This is a genomic window from Kitasatospora sp. NPDC088779 (assembly GCF_040685395.1).
GTDB lineage: Bacteria > Actinomycetota > Actinomycetes > Streptomycetales > Streptomycetaceae > Kitasatospora.
The window spans coordinates 208,711-225,446 of the sequence record NZ_JBFBHW010000004.1 but is presented as its reverse complement, the minus strand read 5'-3'; the positions used below and the strand labels follow the sequence as shown (position 1 = coordinate 225,446).

Annotated in this window: 14 protein-coding genes; 6 read left to right on the top strand and 8 right to left on the bottom strand. The window is 73.8% G+C overall.

Annotated elements, in window-relative coordinates; genetic code table 11:
- Positions 1 to 22 precede the first annotated feature (22 nt).
- From AB0P03_RS05285 to AB0P03_RS05275, 3 genes are all read right to left on the bottom strand, one after another.
- Positions 23 to 1,660, bottom strand: a complete 1,638-nt coding sequence (locus AB0P03_RS05285; protein ID WP_363627879.1) for a polyamine aminopropyltransferase — start codon at positions 1,658 to 1,660, stop codon at positions 23 to 25.
- Between the two features lie 139 nt (positions 1,661 to 1,799).
- Positions 1,800 to 2,330 carry a DUF2617 family protein gene (locus AB0P03_RS05280; protein ID WP_363579821.1) on the bottom strand — a complete coding sequence of 177 codons (531 nt, stop codon included), beginning with the start codon at positions 2,328 to 2,330 and terminating at the stop codon, positions 1,800 to 1,802.
- A 491-nt stretch (positions 2,331 to 2,821) separates the two neighbouring features.
- Positions 2,822 to 4,237 (bottom strand): amidase, encoded by a 1,416-nt coding sequence (locus tag AB0P03_RS05275; protein ID WP_363627878.1) that lies wholly within the window; start codon positions 4,235 to 4,237, stop codon positions 2,822 to 2,824.
- Positions 4,238 to 4,329: 92 nt separating this feature from the next.
- On the opposite strand from AB0P03_RS05275, the gene AB0P03_RS05270 reads away from it, so the two are divergent.
- Positions 4,330 to 4,944, top strand: a complete 615-nt coding sequence (locus AB0P03_RS05270; protein ID WP_363627877.1) for a TetR family transcriptional regulator C-terminal domain-containing protein — start codon at positions 4,330 to 4,332, stop codon at positions 4,942 to 4,944.
- Here the strand turns inward: AB0P03_RS05270 and AB0P03_RS05265 are convergent.
- The 4 genes from AB0P03_RS05265 to AB0P03_RS05250 all read right to left on the bottom strand — a co-directional run bounded on the left by AB0P03_RS05265 (position 4,924) and on the right by AB0P03_RS05250 (position 10,720).
- On the bottom strand, positions 4,924 to 6,084 hold the full coding sequence (locus tag AB0P03_RS05265; protein ID WP_363627876.1) for a pyridoxal phosphate-dependent aminotransferase: 1,161 nt from the start codon (positions 6,082 to 6,084) through the stop codon (positions 4,924 to 4,926). The two genes, AB0P03_RS05270 and AB0P03_RS05265, sit on opposite strands and share 21 nt — an antisense overlap.
- Positions 6,085 to 6,203: 119 nt before the next feature.
- Complete coding sequence (locus tag AB0P03_RS05260; protein WP_363627875.1) at positions 6,204 to 6,761, bottom strand: YbjN domain-containing protein; 558 nt, start codon at positions 6,759 to 6,761, stop codon at positions 6,204 to 6,206.
- A gap of 312 nt (positions 6,762 to 7,073) precedes the next feature.
- Positions 7,074 to 9,680, bottom strand: a complete 2,607-nt coding sequence (clpB, locus tag AB0P03_RS05255; RefSeq protein ID WP_363627874.1) for an ATP-dependent chaperone ClpB — start codon at positions 9,678 to 9,680, stop codon at positions 7,074 to 7,076.
- 80 nt (positions 9,681 to 9,760) lie between these two features.
- Complete coding sequence (locus tag AB0P03_RS05250; protein ID WP_363627873.1) at positions 9,761 to 10,720, bottom strand: LysR family transcriptional regulator; 960 nt, start codon at positions 10,718 to 10,720, stop codon at positions 9,761 to 9,763.
- Positions 10,721 to 10,790: 70 nt separating this feature from the next.
- Here AB0P03_RS05250 and AB0P03_RS05245 point away from each other — a divergent pair, with 70 nt between their 5' ends.
- The 4 genes from AB0P03_RS05245 (at position 10,791) to AB0P03_RS05230 (ending at position 15,557) form a co-directional block, all read left to right on the top strand.
- A complete protein-coding gene (locus AB0P03_RS05245; RefSeq protein ID WP_363627872.1) occupies positions 10,791 to 11,930 on the top strand; it encodes a TDT family transporter in 1,140 nt (379 codons plus the stop codon).
- A gap of 580 nt (positions 11,931 to 12,510) precedes the next feature.
- Positions 12,511 to 13,500 (top strand): LuxR C-terminal-related transcriptional regulator, encoded by a 990-nt coding sequence (locus AB0P03_RS05240; protein ID WP_363579813.1) that lies wholly within the window; start codon positions 12,511 to 12,513, stop codon positions 13,498 to 13,500.
- Positions 13,501 to 13,590: 90 nt separating this feature from the next.
- Positions 13,591 to 14,580, top strand: coding sequence for a LuxR C-terminal-related transcriptional regulator (locus AB0P03_RS05235; protein WP_363579812.1), 990 nt, complete (start codon positions 13,591 to 13,593; stop codon positions 14,578 to 14,580).
- Complete coding sequence (locus AB0P03_RS05230) at positions 14,580 to 15,557, top strand: LuxR C-terminal-related transcriptional regulator (protein WP_363627871.1); 978 nt, start codon at positions 14,580 to 14,582, stop codon at positions 15,555 to 15,557. The genes AB0P03_RS05235 and AB0P03_RS05230 overlap by 1 nt, the downstream gene beginning before the upstream one ends.
- A 7-nt stretch (positions 15,558 to 15,564) precedes the next feature.
- Here the strand turns inward: AB0P03_RS05230 and AB0P03_RS05225 are convergent, their stop codons facing one another.
- Positions 15,565 to 16,191, bottom strand: a complete 627-nt coding sequence (locus AB0P03_RS05225) for a hypothetical protein (RefSeq protein WP_063348539.1) — start codon at positions 16,189 to 16,191, stop codon at positions 15,565 to 15,567.
- Between the two features lie 370 nt (positions 16,192 to 16,561).
- Between AB0P03_RS05225 and AB0P03_RS05220 the strand changes: the two genes are divergently transcribed.
- Positions 16,562 to 16,720, top strand: a complete 159-nt coding sequence (locus tag AB0P03_RS05220; RefSeq protein ID WP_363627870.1) for a hypothetical protein — start codon at positions 16,562 to 16,564, stop codon at positions 16,718 to 16,720.
- Positions 16,721 to 16,736: the final 16 nt, after the last annotated feature.

The following is a 16,736-nucleotide window of genomic DNA, read 5'->3' as shown; positions in this document are numbered from 1 at the left end:
TGTCCAGCCCCGCGCCCCCGGCTCAGCGGGGGCCGAGCAGGGTGAGGGCGGCCGGGGGGTGGGCGGGGCGGAGGGCGGCGAGGCGGGTGGCGGAGCCGCGGAGGCCGTCGGGGGTGAGGGCGCGGGGCGGTGGGGCGTCGGGGGCGAGGGTGAGCGGGGGCCGGGCGGCGGCCGCGAGGAGGAAGGTCTGGGCGGCGCCCGGCGGGTCGGGGCGGCAGCTCGCGGTGGCGCTGCCCTGGACGGAGTACGGGACGGTCTGCAGTCCCGCCGTCCGCAGGCCGGACTCGATCGGCCAGAGGCCGTCCGGGTCGCCGCCGGCCCGGACGGCGACGCGGCCGCCGGGGGAGAGCAGCCGGGTGGCGAGGCCGTAGAACTCCTGGGAGTGGAAGGTGACCGGTCCGCCGTCGGCGGGCGCGGGCAGGTCGGCGAGCACCACGTCGTACGGTCCGTCGGCCGTGGCGGCGCCGCGCAGCCAGGCCATCGGGTCGGCGGCGGTGGCGTGGACGCGGGGGTCGTCGAGGGAGTGGTCGGTGAGGGCGGCGAGCCCGGGGTCGGTGCGGGCGAGCCGGGGGAGCGCGGGGTCGGCGTCGACGAGCCGGACGGAGCGGACGCCGCGGTGCCGGAGCACCTCGCGCAGGGCGAGGCCGTCGCCGCCGCCGAGGAGCAGGACGCGGGCGTCCGGGCCGGCGGCCATCGCCGGGTGGACCAGGGCCTCGTTGCCGCGGTACTCGTCCGGTCCGCAGACGGTGAGGCGGCCGTTCAGGTAGAGCCGGAGCGGGCCTTCGGTGGGGCCGGTGAGCACGATCTCCTGGGAGCGGCTGCGGGCGGCGAAGCGGACCTGCGCACCGTAGAGGGCGTGCCGGGCGGCGCGTTCGATGGCACCGGAGCCGGCGGCGGCCGCGGCGAGCAGGGCGAGGACGAGCGCGCAGCCGCCCCAGAGCAGGAGCCGTATCCGGGGGGCGGGTTCCTCGCGGAAGAGCCAGAGCACGACGGCGGCTCCGGCGACGGCGTTGACGGCGCCGGTGACGAGGGCGCCGTCGCCGGGCCCGAGGCCGGGGAGGATGAGGAAGGGGAAGGCGAGGCCGCCGATCAGCGCGCCCACGTAGTCGGCGGCGAAGAGGTCGGCGGCGGCGCGGCCGGCGTCCTCGCGCCGGATCCGCTGGATGAGGGTCATCAGGAGCGGGATCTCGGCGCCGATGAGGATGCCGATGAGGCAGGTGAGGCCGACCATGGCGGCCTGGTAGCGGCCGATCCAGGCCCAGCAGGAGTAGAGCGCGAGGACGGAGAGGCCGCCGGTGAGCGCGAGGGCGCATTCGACCAGGGCGAAGGCGGTGGCGGGCTGCCGGGTGAGGCGTTTGGCGAGGAGCGAGCCGAGGCCCATCGCGAACACCATGACGGAGAGCACGACGGAGGTTTGGGTGACCGAGTCCCCGAGCAGGTAGTCGCCGAGCGCCACGAGTTCGAGTTCGTAGACGAGTCCGCAGGCCGCGCAGACGAACGCGGCCAGCAGGACGGTGAGGCGGGCCAGCCGGGGGTGGGAGCGCAGCCGGGACCGACGGCGGGCGGGCAGGGGGGCGAGGCTCCGCCCGGGCCGAGGTGGGGCGCCGTCGTCGAGGTCCACTCGCGAGCGGGCGGGTGGACCGGCCGGATGGTTGATCACGAACAAACGCTAGGGGACGTTCGGGACGGATAGCTGCGCCCATTCGACGGACAGTGTGGGACGCCGGATTGACGAATCGTTCCTGCGTACGATTCATAGGCCATGGCGGGATCGGCGACCCTGCTCGGACGGCTGGCGGTCATGCCCCGGACACCACCAGCGAGGAGCGGGTGCAGACCAGCCGGCCCTCCTGCGGGTAGGCGTGCCAGGTCCGCCAGAGCAGCCGGTCGGCGCCGCCCTGGGTGACCAGCGCGGTGAAGGCGCTCGGGTCGCCCGGGAACACCCCGGCCAGGCCGCGCGGGTGGCCCTCGACCAGGGCCAGCAGTTCCTGCGCGCGGGCCGCGAAGTCGTGCGGGGGCAGCGCCTCGATCCGGGCCGCGAACTCGTACTCCCAGCCGCCGACCTGCTTGGCCACCCGGGCCGGCAGCGGGGTGCGGCGGCCGGGCAGGCAGGCGACGGTCTCCAGGCACTCGCCGGGGCCGGCGGCGATCACCACCTGGTGCGAAGCGCCGAGCAGTCGCAGCTGGAGGGTGCCGGACGCGGTGGGGTGGCCGCCTCCGTCGAGTCTCAGGTCGCGGACCGCGAGAGCGGGCAGCGGGTCGCCGCCCAGGCACCAGGCCAGGTCACCGGCGCGGGTGTCCGTGTAGGAGGTCTGCAGTGTGGTGAGCATGCTCGGCTCCGCGTTTCAGCTCCGTGCGCGCCCGCCGAGCAGCACCGAGTAGGCCTAGGCGATGGCGAGGCTGTTCGTGGCTGTGCGGCCCTGGGCGCGGCCGACCGTGGAAGGAGGGATTCCGGCTGGAGATTCAGCAGCAGAGAAGCATGAATACGCCGGGTCCGCCGGTGATTTACCCAACTTTGTCAAGCATTCACCGTTTCGAGCACACCTGCTTCCCGGCTCTGATCGACCCGGTGTGCGACTCTGCACAGCGCGCGCCCCTACGACCGGGTCGTGCGCCGTGCACGCTGGTAGTGCGCCGGGTGCACGCCTTGTGCGCCGCCGCCCTGCACGCACCGGGCGGGCAGGGCGGTCGGAGCGTTCCGTCGAGGCCGAAGGAATTGCCTCACAGACATCATTCAATCGTCAACCAGACGTCAACCAGCCATGACTGTCAGGCGAGTTGAGAAGAACTGGGCCCACTCGCCGGGCCATCATTGCTCCCCTCACGGCCGGGGGTCGATCGGCGCGAGCACCCCGAGCCGGTCCTCGACCGCCTGGGCCGCCTCCAGGCAGAGGTCCTCCCGGAACGCCCGCCCCACGAGCTGCACCCCGGTCGGCAGCCCGTCGGCCAGGCCGGTGGGCACCGCCACCGCGGGCAGCCCCGCGAAGCTGGTCACCTTGCACAGCCGCATCGCCGTGCGGACCAGCTCCCACCCGGCCGCGTCCCGGGACTCGATGCCCGGTTCGACCGGCGGTTCGGTGAACACCGGTCCGAGCAGCAGCGGGTACTCGTCCAGGAATTCGGCCCAGGAGCGGCGGATGCCCAGCCAGCTCCCCATCAGCTCCATGAGCTCGGCGGCGGTCGCGGGCGGGGTCCGGGCCATCGTCAGCTCGATGTAGCGGTCGCCGCCCGGGCCGAGCAGGGGGCGTACGGCGGGCCACTTGGGTGCGAACTCGGTCATGGTGATCCGGTCGCACACCTCCAGGGCCTCGTCGAGCCGCGGGACGTCCGCCACCTCGCGCACGTCGTACCCGGCGTCCCGCAGCGCCGCCGCCGCGCGTTCGACCGCGGCCCGGACCGTCGGGTGGACGCCGTGGCCGCCCGGATCGGCCACCACCGCGACCTTCACCGGCCCGGGCAGCGGCTCGCCGTAGCGCGGCACGGGCAGGGCGCGCGGGTCGCGCGGATCGGGGCCGGCCAGCACCTCGTAGGCCAGCCGGAGGTCGGCGACGCTCCGGGCGAGCGGGCCGTCGGCGACCAGCCACTGGGAGGCCGGCCCCGGGTCCTGCGGCCCGAACGCGCGGTGGTCGGCGGGGAACCGGCCGTTGGACGGGTTCAGCCCGGCGACCCCGCAGAACGCGGCCGGGACGCGGACGGACGCGCCGGAGTCGTTGCCGAGCCCGAGCGCGGCCAGGCCGGTCGCGACGGCCGCGCCGTCGCCGCCGCTGCTCCCGCCCGGGGTGCGGCTGCGGTCCCACGGGTTGGCGGTGTCGCCGTAGAGCTCGCTGCGGGTGTGCATCCCGGCCAGGATCATGGTGGGCATGTTGCTGTGCCCGATCGGCACGGCCCCGGCCGCGCGCAGCCGGGCGACCGGGGGAGCGTCGGCCCGCGCCACCAGGTCGCGGAAGCGCGGCACCCCGAAGGTGGTGGCCACGCCCTCGATGGCGGTGGTCTCCTTCACGGTGAACGGCACGCCCGCCAGCGGGCCGGGGTCCTCGCCCGCGGCCAGGCGCCGGTCGAGTTCCCGGGCCTGCATCCGGGCGCGCTCCGCCAGGACCTGGGTGACGGCGTTCACCTGCGGGTTCACCGCGCTGATCCGCTCCAGGTGGCTGTCGAGCAGTTCGACGGCCGAGACCTCTTTGCCGCGTACCGCCGCCGCCTGCGCGGTGGCCGTCAGTCGCCACAGGGCGTCCTGCATGACGTACTCCCCTCCTCGTTCCGATGCGCTCGTATCGGTACCGTAGCCTGGGAACCGATACGAGTGCATCGAATAAACCGGAGGGGGAGCCCGTGCCCAGACAGGTGGACCACGACGGCCGGCGTCGGCGGATCGCCGAGGCCGTCTGCCGGCTCGCCGACGAACGAGGCCTGGAAGGGGTGACCCTGCGCGACGTGGCCGACCGCGCGCAGGTGTCGACCGGCGCCGTCCAGCGCTGCTTCCGCACCAAGGACGAGATGCTCCGCTTCGCCCTCGGCTACGTCGGTGAGCGGATCACCGCCCGGGTCCGGGCGTACCCCGCCGACGACCCGGCGCCCTCGCCCGCCGCCCTCCTGGCACACGCGGCCGCCGAGGCGGCGCTGCTCGGCGACGGACAGCGCTCCCAGGCGCGGGTCTGGCTGGCCTTCGTCGCGCAGGCCGCCGTCGACGAGCGGCTGGCGGGCCCGCTGAACGCCGACTACGCGGCCCTGGAGGGCCTGTTCGCCCGGCTGATCGCCGAGGCGTCGCCGGCGGCCGGGCCGGACGCCGCCCGGGAGGCGAAGACGCTGCTGGCCCTTGCCGACGGGCTCACCACGCACGTCCTCGTCGGCCGCCTCACCGCACCCGAGGCCCGGGCGATCCTGAACGCCCACCTGTCTGGCCTCGGGCAGCGGCCGGGCGACGGCTCAGAGGCGCTGGAGCCGTGACACCGCTTCCTCCAGCACGGAGTCCCGCTTGCAGAAGGTGAAGCGGACCAGGCTGCGGCCGGCCTCGGTGTTGTCGTAGAAGACGGCGTTCGGGATGGCGACGACGCCGCAGCGCTCCGGCAGGGCGCGGCAGAACTCGATGCCGTCCTTCTCGCCGAGCGGGGTGATGTCGGTGGTGATGAAGTACGTGCCCTCGGGGGTGAACACCCGGAAGCCGGCCGCGGTGAGCCCGTCGACCAGCAGGTCGCGCTTGCGGAGCAGGTCGGCGCGGAAGCCGTCGAAGTAGCTGTCGGGCAGCCGCAGTGCCTCGGCGACGGCGTACTGGAAGGGGCCGGCGCTGACGTAGGTGAGGTACTGCTTGGCCGTGCGGACGGCCGTGACCAGGGCCGGGTTCGCGGTGACCCAGCCGACCTTCCAGCCGGTGAAGGAGAAGGTCTTGCCGGCGGAGGAGATGGAGACGGTGCGCTCGCGCATGCCGGGCAGGGCGGCGATCGGGTGGTGGGTGGCGCCGAAGACGAGGTGCTCGTAGACCTCGTCGGTGACGACCAGCAGGTCGTGCTCGACGGCGAGGGCGGCGATGGCGGCCAGCTCGTCGGCGGTGAGCACGGTGCCGGTCGGGTTGTGCGGGGTGTTGATCAGCAGCAGGCGGGTGCGCGGGGTGATCAGGGCGCGCAGTTCGTCCAGGTCGGGGCGGAAGTCCGGGGCGCGCAGGGTGAGCGGGCGGCGGGTGGCGCCGGCCATCGCGATGCAGGCGGCGTAGGAGTCGTAGAAGGGTTCGAGGGCGATCACCTCGTCACCGGGCTCCAGCAGGGCGAGCAGGGTGGCGGCGATGGCCTCGGTGGCGCCGGCGGTGACCAGCACCTCGGTGTCCGGGTCGTAGCCGAGTCCGTGGAAGCGCTGCTGGTGCTCGGCGATGGCCTGCCGCAGCTCGGGGATGCCGGGGCCGGGCGGGTACTGGTTGCCGCGCCCGTTCAGCACGGCGTCGGCAGCGGCCCGGGCCACCGAGGCCGGGCCGTCGGTGTCGGGGAAGCCCTGGCCGAGGTTGATCGAGCCGGTGGCCGTGGCCAGGGCGGACATCTCGGCGAAGATGGTCGTCCCCATGCCGGCCAGTCGGCGGTTCAGCAGCGGCCTGTTGCCCATCGGTGGCTCCTCACGCGTCGTCGTCGGCCCCATCCTGGGTCAGCCGGGGGCCGGGGACAAGGACGGCCCGACCACCTGGGGCCAAGTGGTCGGGCCGTGCGCTCGCGGGGCGGGCAGGGTCACGCCTCGTTGGTGCCCTCGGGGGTCTCGCCGTCCTCGCCCTCGATCTCGTTCTGCAGGCCGAGGCGCTCGACGATCCACTGCTCGAAGCCGACGGCGGCCTGGGTCCAGTTGGCGGTGGTGGTGACGAAGTAGTCCAGGTTGACGCCGGTGCCGACGATCATCTGGGCCTCGCCGATCAGGCGGACCACGCCGTCCTCGTGGGTGTGGGTGTAGACCTTGGGCCAGAGGGTCTCGCGGTTCCACTCGTCGATGAGGTCGAGGATCTCGCCCTTCTTCTCCAGCGGGTACGCGCGGTCGTAGAAGGCGCGCACCGCGAAGAGCTCCTTCTGCTCGCCGCGGAACATGTAGTAGACGCGGAAGCCCTCCCAGGGAGCGGTGAGGTCGCCCTCCTCGTCCACGACGTGCTTGAGCTGCATCTGGTCCAGCAGCTGGGCCACCAGGCCCTGGTCCGGGACGATGATCGGCGGCGGGCCGGCCGGCCGCCCCTGGTCGCCGGGCTGGCCGCCACCCTGGGGTGCGCCGAACGACGGGATGGACGACGGGTCGATGCTCATGGGGTCCTCTTCCTCAGTGCACGTGGTGGCCGGCAATGAGAGGCCGCCCTTTCCACTTCCCATCCTGCCTCATCCGGGGCCTGCCTCACAGGGGCACCCGGCCACGCGTCGATCTTCGTCCGGGGCGCTCCGACGCCCGCCGCGAGCGGTGATGGTGACGGAGCGTGTCCGGTTGGAGGGCCGTCGCTGCCGAGGCTCCGGCGGGGTGCGGCGGGGTGCGGCCGTAGCCGAGTGGGCCGTCAACTGTGCTATGCGGCAAGGGTGTTGCCCGGGCCGTCCGCGCTGTCGTGCGGGCGGCCCGGGCTGGTGGTGCTACTTCTCCAGCGGTCCGCGGCTGCGGACGGTGAGGCGGTCGCCCTCCTCGTCCCGCTCGACCAGGACGGTGTCCCCGTCGTGCACCTGGCCGGACAGGATGGCCCGGGCCAGCTGGTCGCCGATCGCGGACTGGACCAGCCGGCGCAGCGGGCGGGCGCCGTACGCCGGGTCGTAGCCGGTGAGGGCCAGCCAGTCGCGGGCGGCCTCGGAGACGTCCAGGGTGAGCCGCCGCTCGCGCAGCCGGTCGCCGAGGCGGGCCACCTGGAGGTCGACGATCCGGCTCAGCTCGGCGGTGCCCAGCGGGTCGAAGACCACGATGTCGTCCAGCCGGTTGAGGAACTCGGGCTTGAACGCGGCCCGGACGGAGTCCAGCACCAGGGCCTTCTTCCGGTCCTCCGGGGTGGCCGGGTCGACCAGGAACTGGGAGCCCAGGTTGGAGGTGAGGATCAGGATCGCGTTGCGGAAGTCCACCGTGCGGCCCTGGCCGTCGGTGAGCCGGCCGTCGTCCAGCACCTGGAGCAGGACGTCGAAGACCTCCGGGTGGGCCTTCTCCACCTCGTCCAGCAGCACCACGCTGTACGGGCGGCGGCGGACCGCCTCGGTGAGCTGGCCGCCCTCCTCGTAGCCGATGTACCCGGGCGGGGCGCCGACCAGGCGGGAGACGGAGTGCTTCTCGCCGTACTCGCTCATGTCGATCCGGACCATGGCCCGCTCGTCGTCGAAGAGGAAGTCGGCCAGGGCCTTGGCGAGTTCGGTCTTGCCGACGCCGGTCGGGCCGAGGAAGAGGAACGAGCCGGTCGGGCGGTCCGGGTCGGCGATGCCGGAACGGGTGCGGCGCACCGCGTCCGAGACCGCCCGCACGGCCTCCGCCTGGCCGATCAGGCGCTGGCCCAACTCCTCCTCCATGCGCAGGAGTTTGGCGCTCTCGCCCTCCAGCAGGCGGCCGGCCGGGATGCCCGTCCAGGAGGCGACCACGTCGGCCACGTCGTCCGGGCCGACCTCCTCCTTCACCATCGAGGCGGAGGCGTCCTGGTCGGCCGCCCGCTCCTGGGCTTCGGTGAGCTCCGTCTCGGCGGCCGGGATCTCCGCGTACATCAGTTTCGACGCCCGCTCGAAGTCCCCGTCACGCTGGGCCCGTTCGAGCGCGCCGTGCAGGTCGTCCAGCCGCTCCTTGAGCTCGCCGACCCGGTTGAGGCTCTTCTTCTCCTGCTCCCAGCGCGCAGTCAGGGCGCTCAACTGCTCGTTCTTGTCGGCGAGATCGCGCCGCAGCCGGGCCAACCGGTCGATCGAGGCGGCGTCCGACTCCTTCTCCAGGGCCAGCTCCTCCATCCTCAACCGGTCGACGGAGCGCTGGAGTTCGTCGATCTCGACCGGTGAGGAGTCGATCTCCATCCGCAGCCGGGAGGCCGCCTCGTCGACCAGGTCGATCGCTTTGTCGGGCAGGAAGCGGGAGGTGATGTAGCGGTTGGACAGGGTGGCCGCGGCGACCAGCGCGGCGTCCGCGATCTGCACCTTGTGGTGCGCCTCGTAGCGGCCCTTGAGGCCGCGCAGGATGGCGATCGAGTCCTCCACGCTGGGCTCGCCGACCAGCACCTGCTGGAAGCGGCGCTCCAGGGCCGGGTCCTTCTCGATCCGCTCGCGGTACTCGTCCAGCGTGGTGGCGCCGACCATCCGCAGCTCGCCGCGGGCCAGCATCGGCTTGAGCATGTTGCCGGCGTCCATCGCGGAGTCGCCGCCGGCGCCCGCGCCGACCATGGTGTGCAGCTCGTCGATGAAGGTGACGACCTGGCCGTTGCTCTGCTTGATGTCGTTCAGGACGGCCTTCAGCCGCTCCTCGAACTCGCCGCGGTACTTGGCGCCCGCGACCATCGCGCTGAGGTCCAGCGCGACCAGCCGCTTGCCGCGCAGCGACTCCGGCACGTCGCCGGCGACGATGCGCTGGGCCAGGCCCTCGACCACCGCGGTCTTGCCGACGCCCGGCTCGCCGATCAGCACCGGGTTGTTCTTGGTCCGGCGGGAGAGTACCTGGACGACCCGGCGGATCTCCTGGTCCCGGCCGATCACCGGGTCGAGCTTGCCGTCCCGGGCGGCCTGGGTCAGGTCGGTGCCGTACTTCTCCAGCGCCTTGTAGGTGCCCTCCGGATCCGGAGAGGTCACCCGGCCGCTGCCGCGCACGTCCTTGAACGCGGCGAGCAGGTCCTTCGCCGTCGCGCCCTGCCGTGCCAGCAGTTCGGCGACCGGCCCGCCCTCGGCGGCCAGGCCGACCATCAGGTGCTCGGTGGAGACGTACTGGTCGTCCAGGTCGTCGGCGCGCTTGCCGGCCTCGGTGAGCACCGCGAGGGTGTCCCGGGAGAGCTGCGGCGCGGCGACCGTCGAGCCCATCGCGCTGGGCAGGGCGGCCAGCTGGCGGCGGGCCTCCGCGTCGATCCGGGTGACGTCCGCCCCGACCGCCTCCAGCAGCGGCCGGGCGATGCCCTCGGGCTGCTCCAGCAGGGCGATCAGGATGTGCACCGGCTTGACGTCCGGGTTCCCGGCCGCGCCCGCCTGCCGGATCGCGGCGGACAGGGCGTCCTGCGTCTTGGTGGTGAACTTGCTGGCGTCCACTGCTGGGGGGTCCTCCCTCGTCGTCCTTCAACGCTGCTACGTACAGCATGCACTAAGTTGAGTCTATTCCGCTCAAGTTCTTACGCCCGTTCCGCGCGTTCCACCCGTTCCGCCCGGGGCGGCCGCTGCGCGCGGGGCGTCCGGCGGGTCAGCCCCAGCAGTTCCCGGGCCGGCCCGCTCGGCCGCTGCCCGGCCGGCCACACCGCGCGCAGCGGCCGTCGCAGGTCCAGCCCCTCGGCCAGCGGCACGGCCACCAGCCGCCGGACGGCCAACTCCTCCATCACCGCCAGCTCGCTCAGGCAGACCGGCCCGGCCCCGGTCATCGCCGCCGCCTTCAGCGCGGTGGACGAGGCCAGCTCCAGCCGGGGCCGCACCGTGCCCCCGTACGGCGCCAGCGCCATCTCCAGCACCTCCCGGGTGCCCGAGCCCGACTCGCGCAGCACCAGCGGGGTGGCGGCCAGCTCCGGCCCGGTCAGCGGCGCCCGGCGGCGCGCCCACGGGTGGCCGGGCGCCACCACGACCACCAGCCGGTCCGCCGCCACCACCGCGCCGGCCAGCCCGGGCGGGGTGGACGGGCCCTCGACGAAGCCGAGGTCGGCGTCCCCGGCCAGCACGTGCCCGGCGACCTCCGCCGAGTTCGCCGTCCGCAGCGTCACCGCCGTGCCCGGACTGGCCTCGGCCAGGGCCAGCAGCCAGCCCGGCATCAGGTACTCGGCGACGGTCAGGCTGGCCACCACCCGCAGCTTGGCGTCCCGCCGCTCGCGCAGCGCGTCGATCCCGGCGTCCAGCGCCTGCGCCGCCTCCACCACGTGCCCGGCCCACTCGACCACCAGCCGACCCGCCTCGGTCGGCCGGCTGCCCCGGGGCGAGCGCTCCAGCAGCGGGACGCCGATCTGCCGCTCCATGCCCTTGATCCGCGCGCTGGCGGTCGGCTGGCTCACGCCCAGTTCGGCCGCGGCCCGCCCGACGCTGCCCAGCCGGGCCACCGCGAGCAGCAGTTCCAGGGCGCCGAGCTCAGGGACGCGGGGGGAGAGGGCCATAGGTCCAGGCTATGTCCTCATAGAACCCGGGGCGCTACCGGAGCCCGGTGCGGGGCGGCACGGTGGAACCATGTCCACCCTGGCCGATGCCCGCCCGCTCACCCGCCCCTCCCGTTCCTCCCGCCCCTCCCGTTCCTCGCTGGGTGCCCGCCTCGACCTCGCCCAGCTCGGCCCCAACTGGTACGCCGCCGTCATGGGCACCGCGATCCTGGGCAACGGCGCGGCCGTCCTGCCGCTCCGGCTGCCCGGGCTGATCGGCTTCGGCGAGGTGATGTGGGCGCTCGGACTCGCGGCCCTGCTGGTGCTGGGCGCGGCCCGGCTGGTCCACCTCACCCGGCACCGCGAGGCCGCCCGCACCCAGCTGCTGGACAACCCGGCCACCGCCGTCTTCTACGGCTGCCCGCCGATGGCCCTGCTCTCGGTCGGCCTCGGCACCCTGCTGCTCGGCTCCCGGGTGATCGGCACCGGCCCCGCGGTCGCCGTCGACGCCGTGCTGTGGGGCGTCGGCACCCTGTACGCGCTGGCCGTCGCCGGCGGCATCCCGTACCTGATGATCACCCGGCACCCGGTTTCCGCCCTGGAAGCCAACCCGACCTGGCTGCTGCCGGTGGTCGCCCCGCTGGTCGCCTCCGCCACCGGCCCGGCCCTCGTCCCGCACCTGCCGGCCGGGCTGCCGCAGCAGGCCATGCTGTACGCCTGCTGGGCCCTCTTCGGGATCGGCCTGCTGGCCACCCTGGTGCTGCTGCCGGTGGTCTTCACCGGGCTGTTCCACAGCAAGCTGCCCACCCTGGTGCTCACCCCCTCGCTGTTCCTGGTGCTCGGCCCGCTCGGCCAGTCCGTCACCGCCGTCCACCAACTCGCCGACGCCGCCCGCCCGGTGCTGCCCGCGCTGGCCCCCGCCATGCTCCCCTTCGCGGAGCTGTACGGCGTCGCGGTGCTCGGCGTCGCGATGCTCTGGCTGGCCGTCGCGCTCACCGCCAACCTGCGCGCCCGCCGGGCCGGCATGCCGTTCGCGATGACCTGGTGGGCGTACACCTTCCCGATCGGCACCTGCGTCACCGGCGCCTCCGCGCTCGCCCGGCACACCGGGTTCGGCGGCTTCACCGCGATCGCCGCCGGGCTCTACCTGCTGCTGGCCACCGCCTGGGTGCTCGCCGCCGGCGGGACCGCCGCCGGGCTCGCCCGGGGACGCCTGCTGGGGCGTGCCTGACTCCTCCCGCGGCACGCCGCCGTTGCAGGAACCCGCACCCGCGGCCCGACCGCGCACGGCCGACCGACCGTACGGGCGGTGACCACCCGGGCACCGCGCTGGCCTCGGCCTTTACCGGAACCCGGCCCGCCGCTCGACCCCTCCCGCCGCACCCGTCGTGCAGATAGCTGCAATTGCGCGAACCTGCACTCGGGCGACACTTGTTCACCGGCCGTCACGCTGTGAGGGTGGAGTCACGCCAGGCCGTCCGGGCACCGCAGCCCGATGGTGGCGACTTGCTCTTCGGAACTGACCACGGGTGCAACGTCCCGCACGCGTGAAACGGGGGGGAAGAGCGCCGGCCGGGGCGCCATGTGTGGTGATGGCCCCCGGAACCGGAGCCGTCGAGGCGTTGCTGCTCCGCCTCGACGGAAGCGCCTGGGCACGGGCGTGGCGACGTCGGCCCCCAGGACACCCCGGAGTGCGACGGCACCCGGGCCCCGGGGGCCGACGTCGAGCCCGGTACCGTGACCGCCGAGCCCCGCGCCCGACGGCGCGGGCGCGGCGACGAGGGAGAAGCATCCGGCAGGGAGTGTGCGACGTGACGGCGGAACCGGCGGTCGCGCCGCAGCACGGACAGCCACCGGGCGAGGAACCCGACGAGGCCGCCCGGCAGCTGTACCTGGCGATCCTCGCCCGGGGCGGCCGCATCCCGTTCACCGACACCCAGGACACCGGCCAGGCCGCGCTCCAGCAGCTCGTCGACCTCGGCCTGCTCATCGCCAACCCGATGGACCACTGCTACACCGCCGTCAGCCCGCGCTCCGTCACCGACCGCCTGGGCGCCGAACTCCGCAGCGAGGCGACCAGGCTGCTGGTCCGCGCGGAGAACCTCCCGGGCGCCCTCGACGGCCTCACCCGCGCCTACGACGCGATGCCCCGGCCCTCCGGCCGGGCCGGCGGCGCCGTCCACGTCGAGGGCCACGTCCACATCCGCCAGCGGATCTCCCAGCTCGCCTCCGACTGCCGCTCCGAAGTCCTCGCCGCCCAACCCGGCCACCGCCCCGCCGGCACCCTGCAAGTCGCCCTCCTCCAGGACCTCCACCTGCTCCAGCGCGGCTGCTCCCTGCGCACCATCTACCAGCCCGTCGCCCTCGCCGACCCGCCCGCCCTCGCCTACGTCGAAGAGGTCACCCAGCACGGCTCCCTCATCCGTGTCCTCGACGAGCCGTTCCAGCGGCTGCTCGTCTTCGACCGCACCGTCGCCGTGATCTCCGCCAACGACGACAACAGCACGGCCGCCTTCATCACCGACCCGGCCGCCATCACCTTCCTGGTCGGCGCCTTCGAACGCGACTGGGCCCGCGCCGAAACCGCCGAAACCTCCGCCGCCCTCGGCCCCACCCGCACCATCCCCGACCGGGTCGGCCGGCTCCTCGCCCGAGGCCTCACCCAGCGCGCCGTCGCCACCCGCCTCGGCCTCAGCGAACGCACCGTCGCCGCCCACATCTCCCGCCTCCGCGACCGCCACGGCGCCCAGACCCTCTTCCAACTCGGCTGGCTGATGAGAGGCGCCCGCGATGACCGATGAACCCGGCCCCGCCGAGCGGGCCCCAGCCGACCGGCCCGCCCCGCGCCCGTACCCTCGTCCACCTCGGCGGGCGGCTCCGGGGGGATCCCCATGACCGATCCGTCGACCTCCCCCCTGCCCGACGACGCCGCCCGGGCGCTGTACCTCGCCGTCGTCGGCAACGGCGGCATCCTCCGGGCGGCCGACCTGACTCCGGCTGACGAACCGGTCCTGGGGCGGTTGCTCGACCTCGGACTGGTCGTCCCGAGGGTCGAGGACGCGGCCTACGCCGCGGTGAACCCGCGTGTCGTCATCGGCCGGATCGGATCCGAACTGCGTTCCGTGGGTGGCGAACTGCTGGCCAGGGCGGACGAAGCACCCGAGCGGTTCGCCGAGTTGGCGCAGGCCTTCGACGTCACGCCGCGCCACCCCGAGTGCTCCGTCGATGTCACGTACGTGCACGGCTTCGAACAGATCCGCCTGCGCCTGGCCCAACTCGACGCCGAGTGCTCGCAGGAGATGCTGTCCGCCCAGCCCGGCGGTGCCCGGCCCGTCGAGGGGCTCCCGGACGCCCTCGACCGGATGCGGCGGCTCGCCGAGCGCGGCGGCACCGTCCGGGGCATCTACGAGCCGGCGGCGGCCGCAGACCCGGCGACCGCCGCCTTCGCCGCCGCGTCCGCCGAGATCGGCTGCCGGTACCGGGTGCTGGGCGAGCCGTTCCGGCGGGTCCTGATCTACGACCGGAAGGTGGCCGTCATCCCCGCCGCGTCCGACAACAGCCGCGCGGCCTTCGTCGAGGACCCGGTGGTGGTCGACTTCATGGCCGACGCCTTCGAACGCGACTGGCAGCGCGCCGCCCGGGTCCGCTGGTCCCGTGGCCCGGAAGCCACCGAACCAGCCGATTCCCTGCCCGACCAGGTCGGCCGTTTCCTCGCCCAGGGCCTCACCCAGCGCGCCATCGCCACCCGCCTCGGCCTGAGCGAACGCACGGTGGCCGGCCACATCGCCCGGCTGCGCGAACTGTACGACGCCGAGACGCTCTTCCAACTCGGCTGGCAGCTCCGGTCGGCGGCCGACGCCGCCCGTCGGCGGGTGCCGTGATGCACGGGCGCGGCGCCGAGCGGCCCGACCAGGCCGCACACGACCTGTACCTGCGCATCCTCCGGCGCGGCGGCTGGATCGACCGGGCCGAGGTGGCCGACGCCGACCGACCGGCCCTGGAACACCTGCTCGCGCTCGGGCTGCTGCTCGCCCGGCCCGAATCCGACGTCTGCACCGCCGTCAACCCGCGGACGGTCGGCGACCGGATCAGTGCCGAGCTCCGGGCCGAAGGCACCCGGCTGCTCGTCCAGGCCGCCCAACTCCCGCAGGCCCTCGACGACCTGACCAAGGCCTACGACACGGCCCCGCGCCCGACCGACCGCGCCGGTACGGTGCATCACGTCCAGGGCCTCGGCGCGGTCATCCGGCGGTTCACCGAGGTGGAGGCGGCCTGCCGCCAGGAGATCCTCGTCGCCCAGCCCGGCCGGCCCCGCCACGCCCACCAGTTGGAGGAGGCCCTGGAACGGATCGGCCGGTTCTGCGGCCGGGGCGGCCGGATCCGGGTGATCTACGCACCCGGCGCCGTCCGGGACCAGGCGACCGCCGACCACACCGCCCGCGGCACCGAACTGGGCGCCCGCTTCCGGGTCCTGGCCGAGCCGTTCCGCCACCTGCACATCTTCGACCGCCGGATCGCCGTGCTCCAGTCCGCCGACGACCTCCGGAGCGCGACCTTCATCGAGGATCCGGCGACCGTCGACCATTTCCTGGCCGTGTTCGAACGGGACTGGGCCCGCTCAGGCCGCCTCCTCTGGAGCGCCGACCAGGCGTCCGCTCCCGAGTCGACGGCCCACGAGCAGGTCGACCGGCTCCTCGCCCAGGGCCTCACCCAGCGCGCCATCGCCGGGCGCCTCGGCCTCAGCGAGCGGACGGTGGCCGGCCACATCGCCCGGCTGCGCGAACTGCACGACGCGGAGACGCTGTTCCAGCTGGGCTGGCAGCTGCGGGGCGCCCGGACGGGGGAGCCCGATGGGTGAGCGCTGTTCAGCCGGTGGCGGCGCTGGTCGGCCAGTAGCCGGCCCGGCCGACGACGGGGGGCTGCTGCCGGGGGACGTTGAACTGCTCACCGGGGGCGGTCCAGAAGCCCTCGCGCAGGGACAGCGCCATGCCGGCCCAGTCGAGCGCGGTCTCCACGGTGTGGTTGAGGGCCTCCTGCGACCAGGTGTCGTCGAAGACCAGCGGCAGGACGGGGGCGACCTGCTCGATGGTGGCGATCAGCGGGTTGTGCGTGATGGCCTCGTCGACGAGGAGGACGATCGGCTTCCGCAGCGCCGACGCCCACCCCAGCTCCAGGCTCACCCCGGCCGACAGCGGCGCCCCGACGTAGGCGAACACGAGGTCCGCGGACTGCAGGGCCCGGAAGTCGGACGGCACCCGGGGCTCCGGCGCCTGCCCGGCGACGGTCCAGGCATCACTGTGGTGCGCGCTGTACACGGCGGCACCGCTGCGGAGCAGGGTGGTACGGAGCGTCGTCAGCCGCGTCCGGCTGGCGAGCGTCACCACACTGTCCGCGGGCCCGGTCAGCCGCATCAGCGGCGCGGCCAGGAACACACGCGCACGCCGGCCCTCGGGGGTCTGTCCGGCGTGCTCTCGCAGGTAGGGCTCACTCATTGTCGACTCCGGGGATAGGTGCCAACCAGGCCGATCGCCCCGTTGGGTGGTGACTATCGGAATGCTGCTGTGCATTCGTTGTGGTCGAAACGAACTAGTCATGGACATGTTGTTTGTGGTGTCCCCGTCTTCCCCCTCCCGCGAGAGGGGTTGGGGAGTGCACTGATCGTCTCTGTCGACCGTCGCCACCGTCCACAGAGCCGTGGTGTCATCTCGATGCCTGGCAGAGAGATGACGCACTGGGGTAGCAGGCCCCCTGGCTTCCGGCATGGGCTTGCGGCATTATGTGGCAGGTTGTTCGAAACAATGGCTGGGTACCCGCGTCAAGTCTTAAACAAAGAGAGGGGGCACCATGTCTCGGATACGCCGGGTGGTGCGGTTTGTCCTGGTTCCAGTCGTTGTGGGTCTGGCGCTTTTCATCAGCAGCGGTTCGAGTCCGGCCGACGACACGATCTGGAACATCGGGGTTTCCCACGATGCGGCAGCGCCGAAGACCATGGCGCTGGCCAATGACACGATCTGGAACTGAGACCGCCGCGACGCTT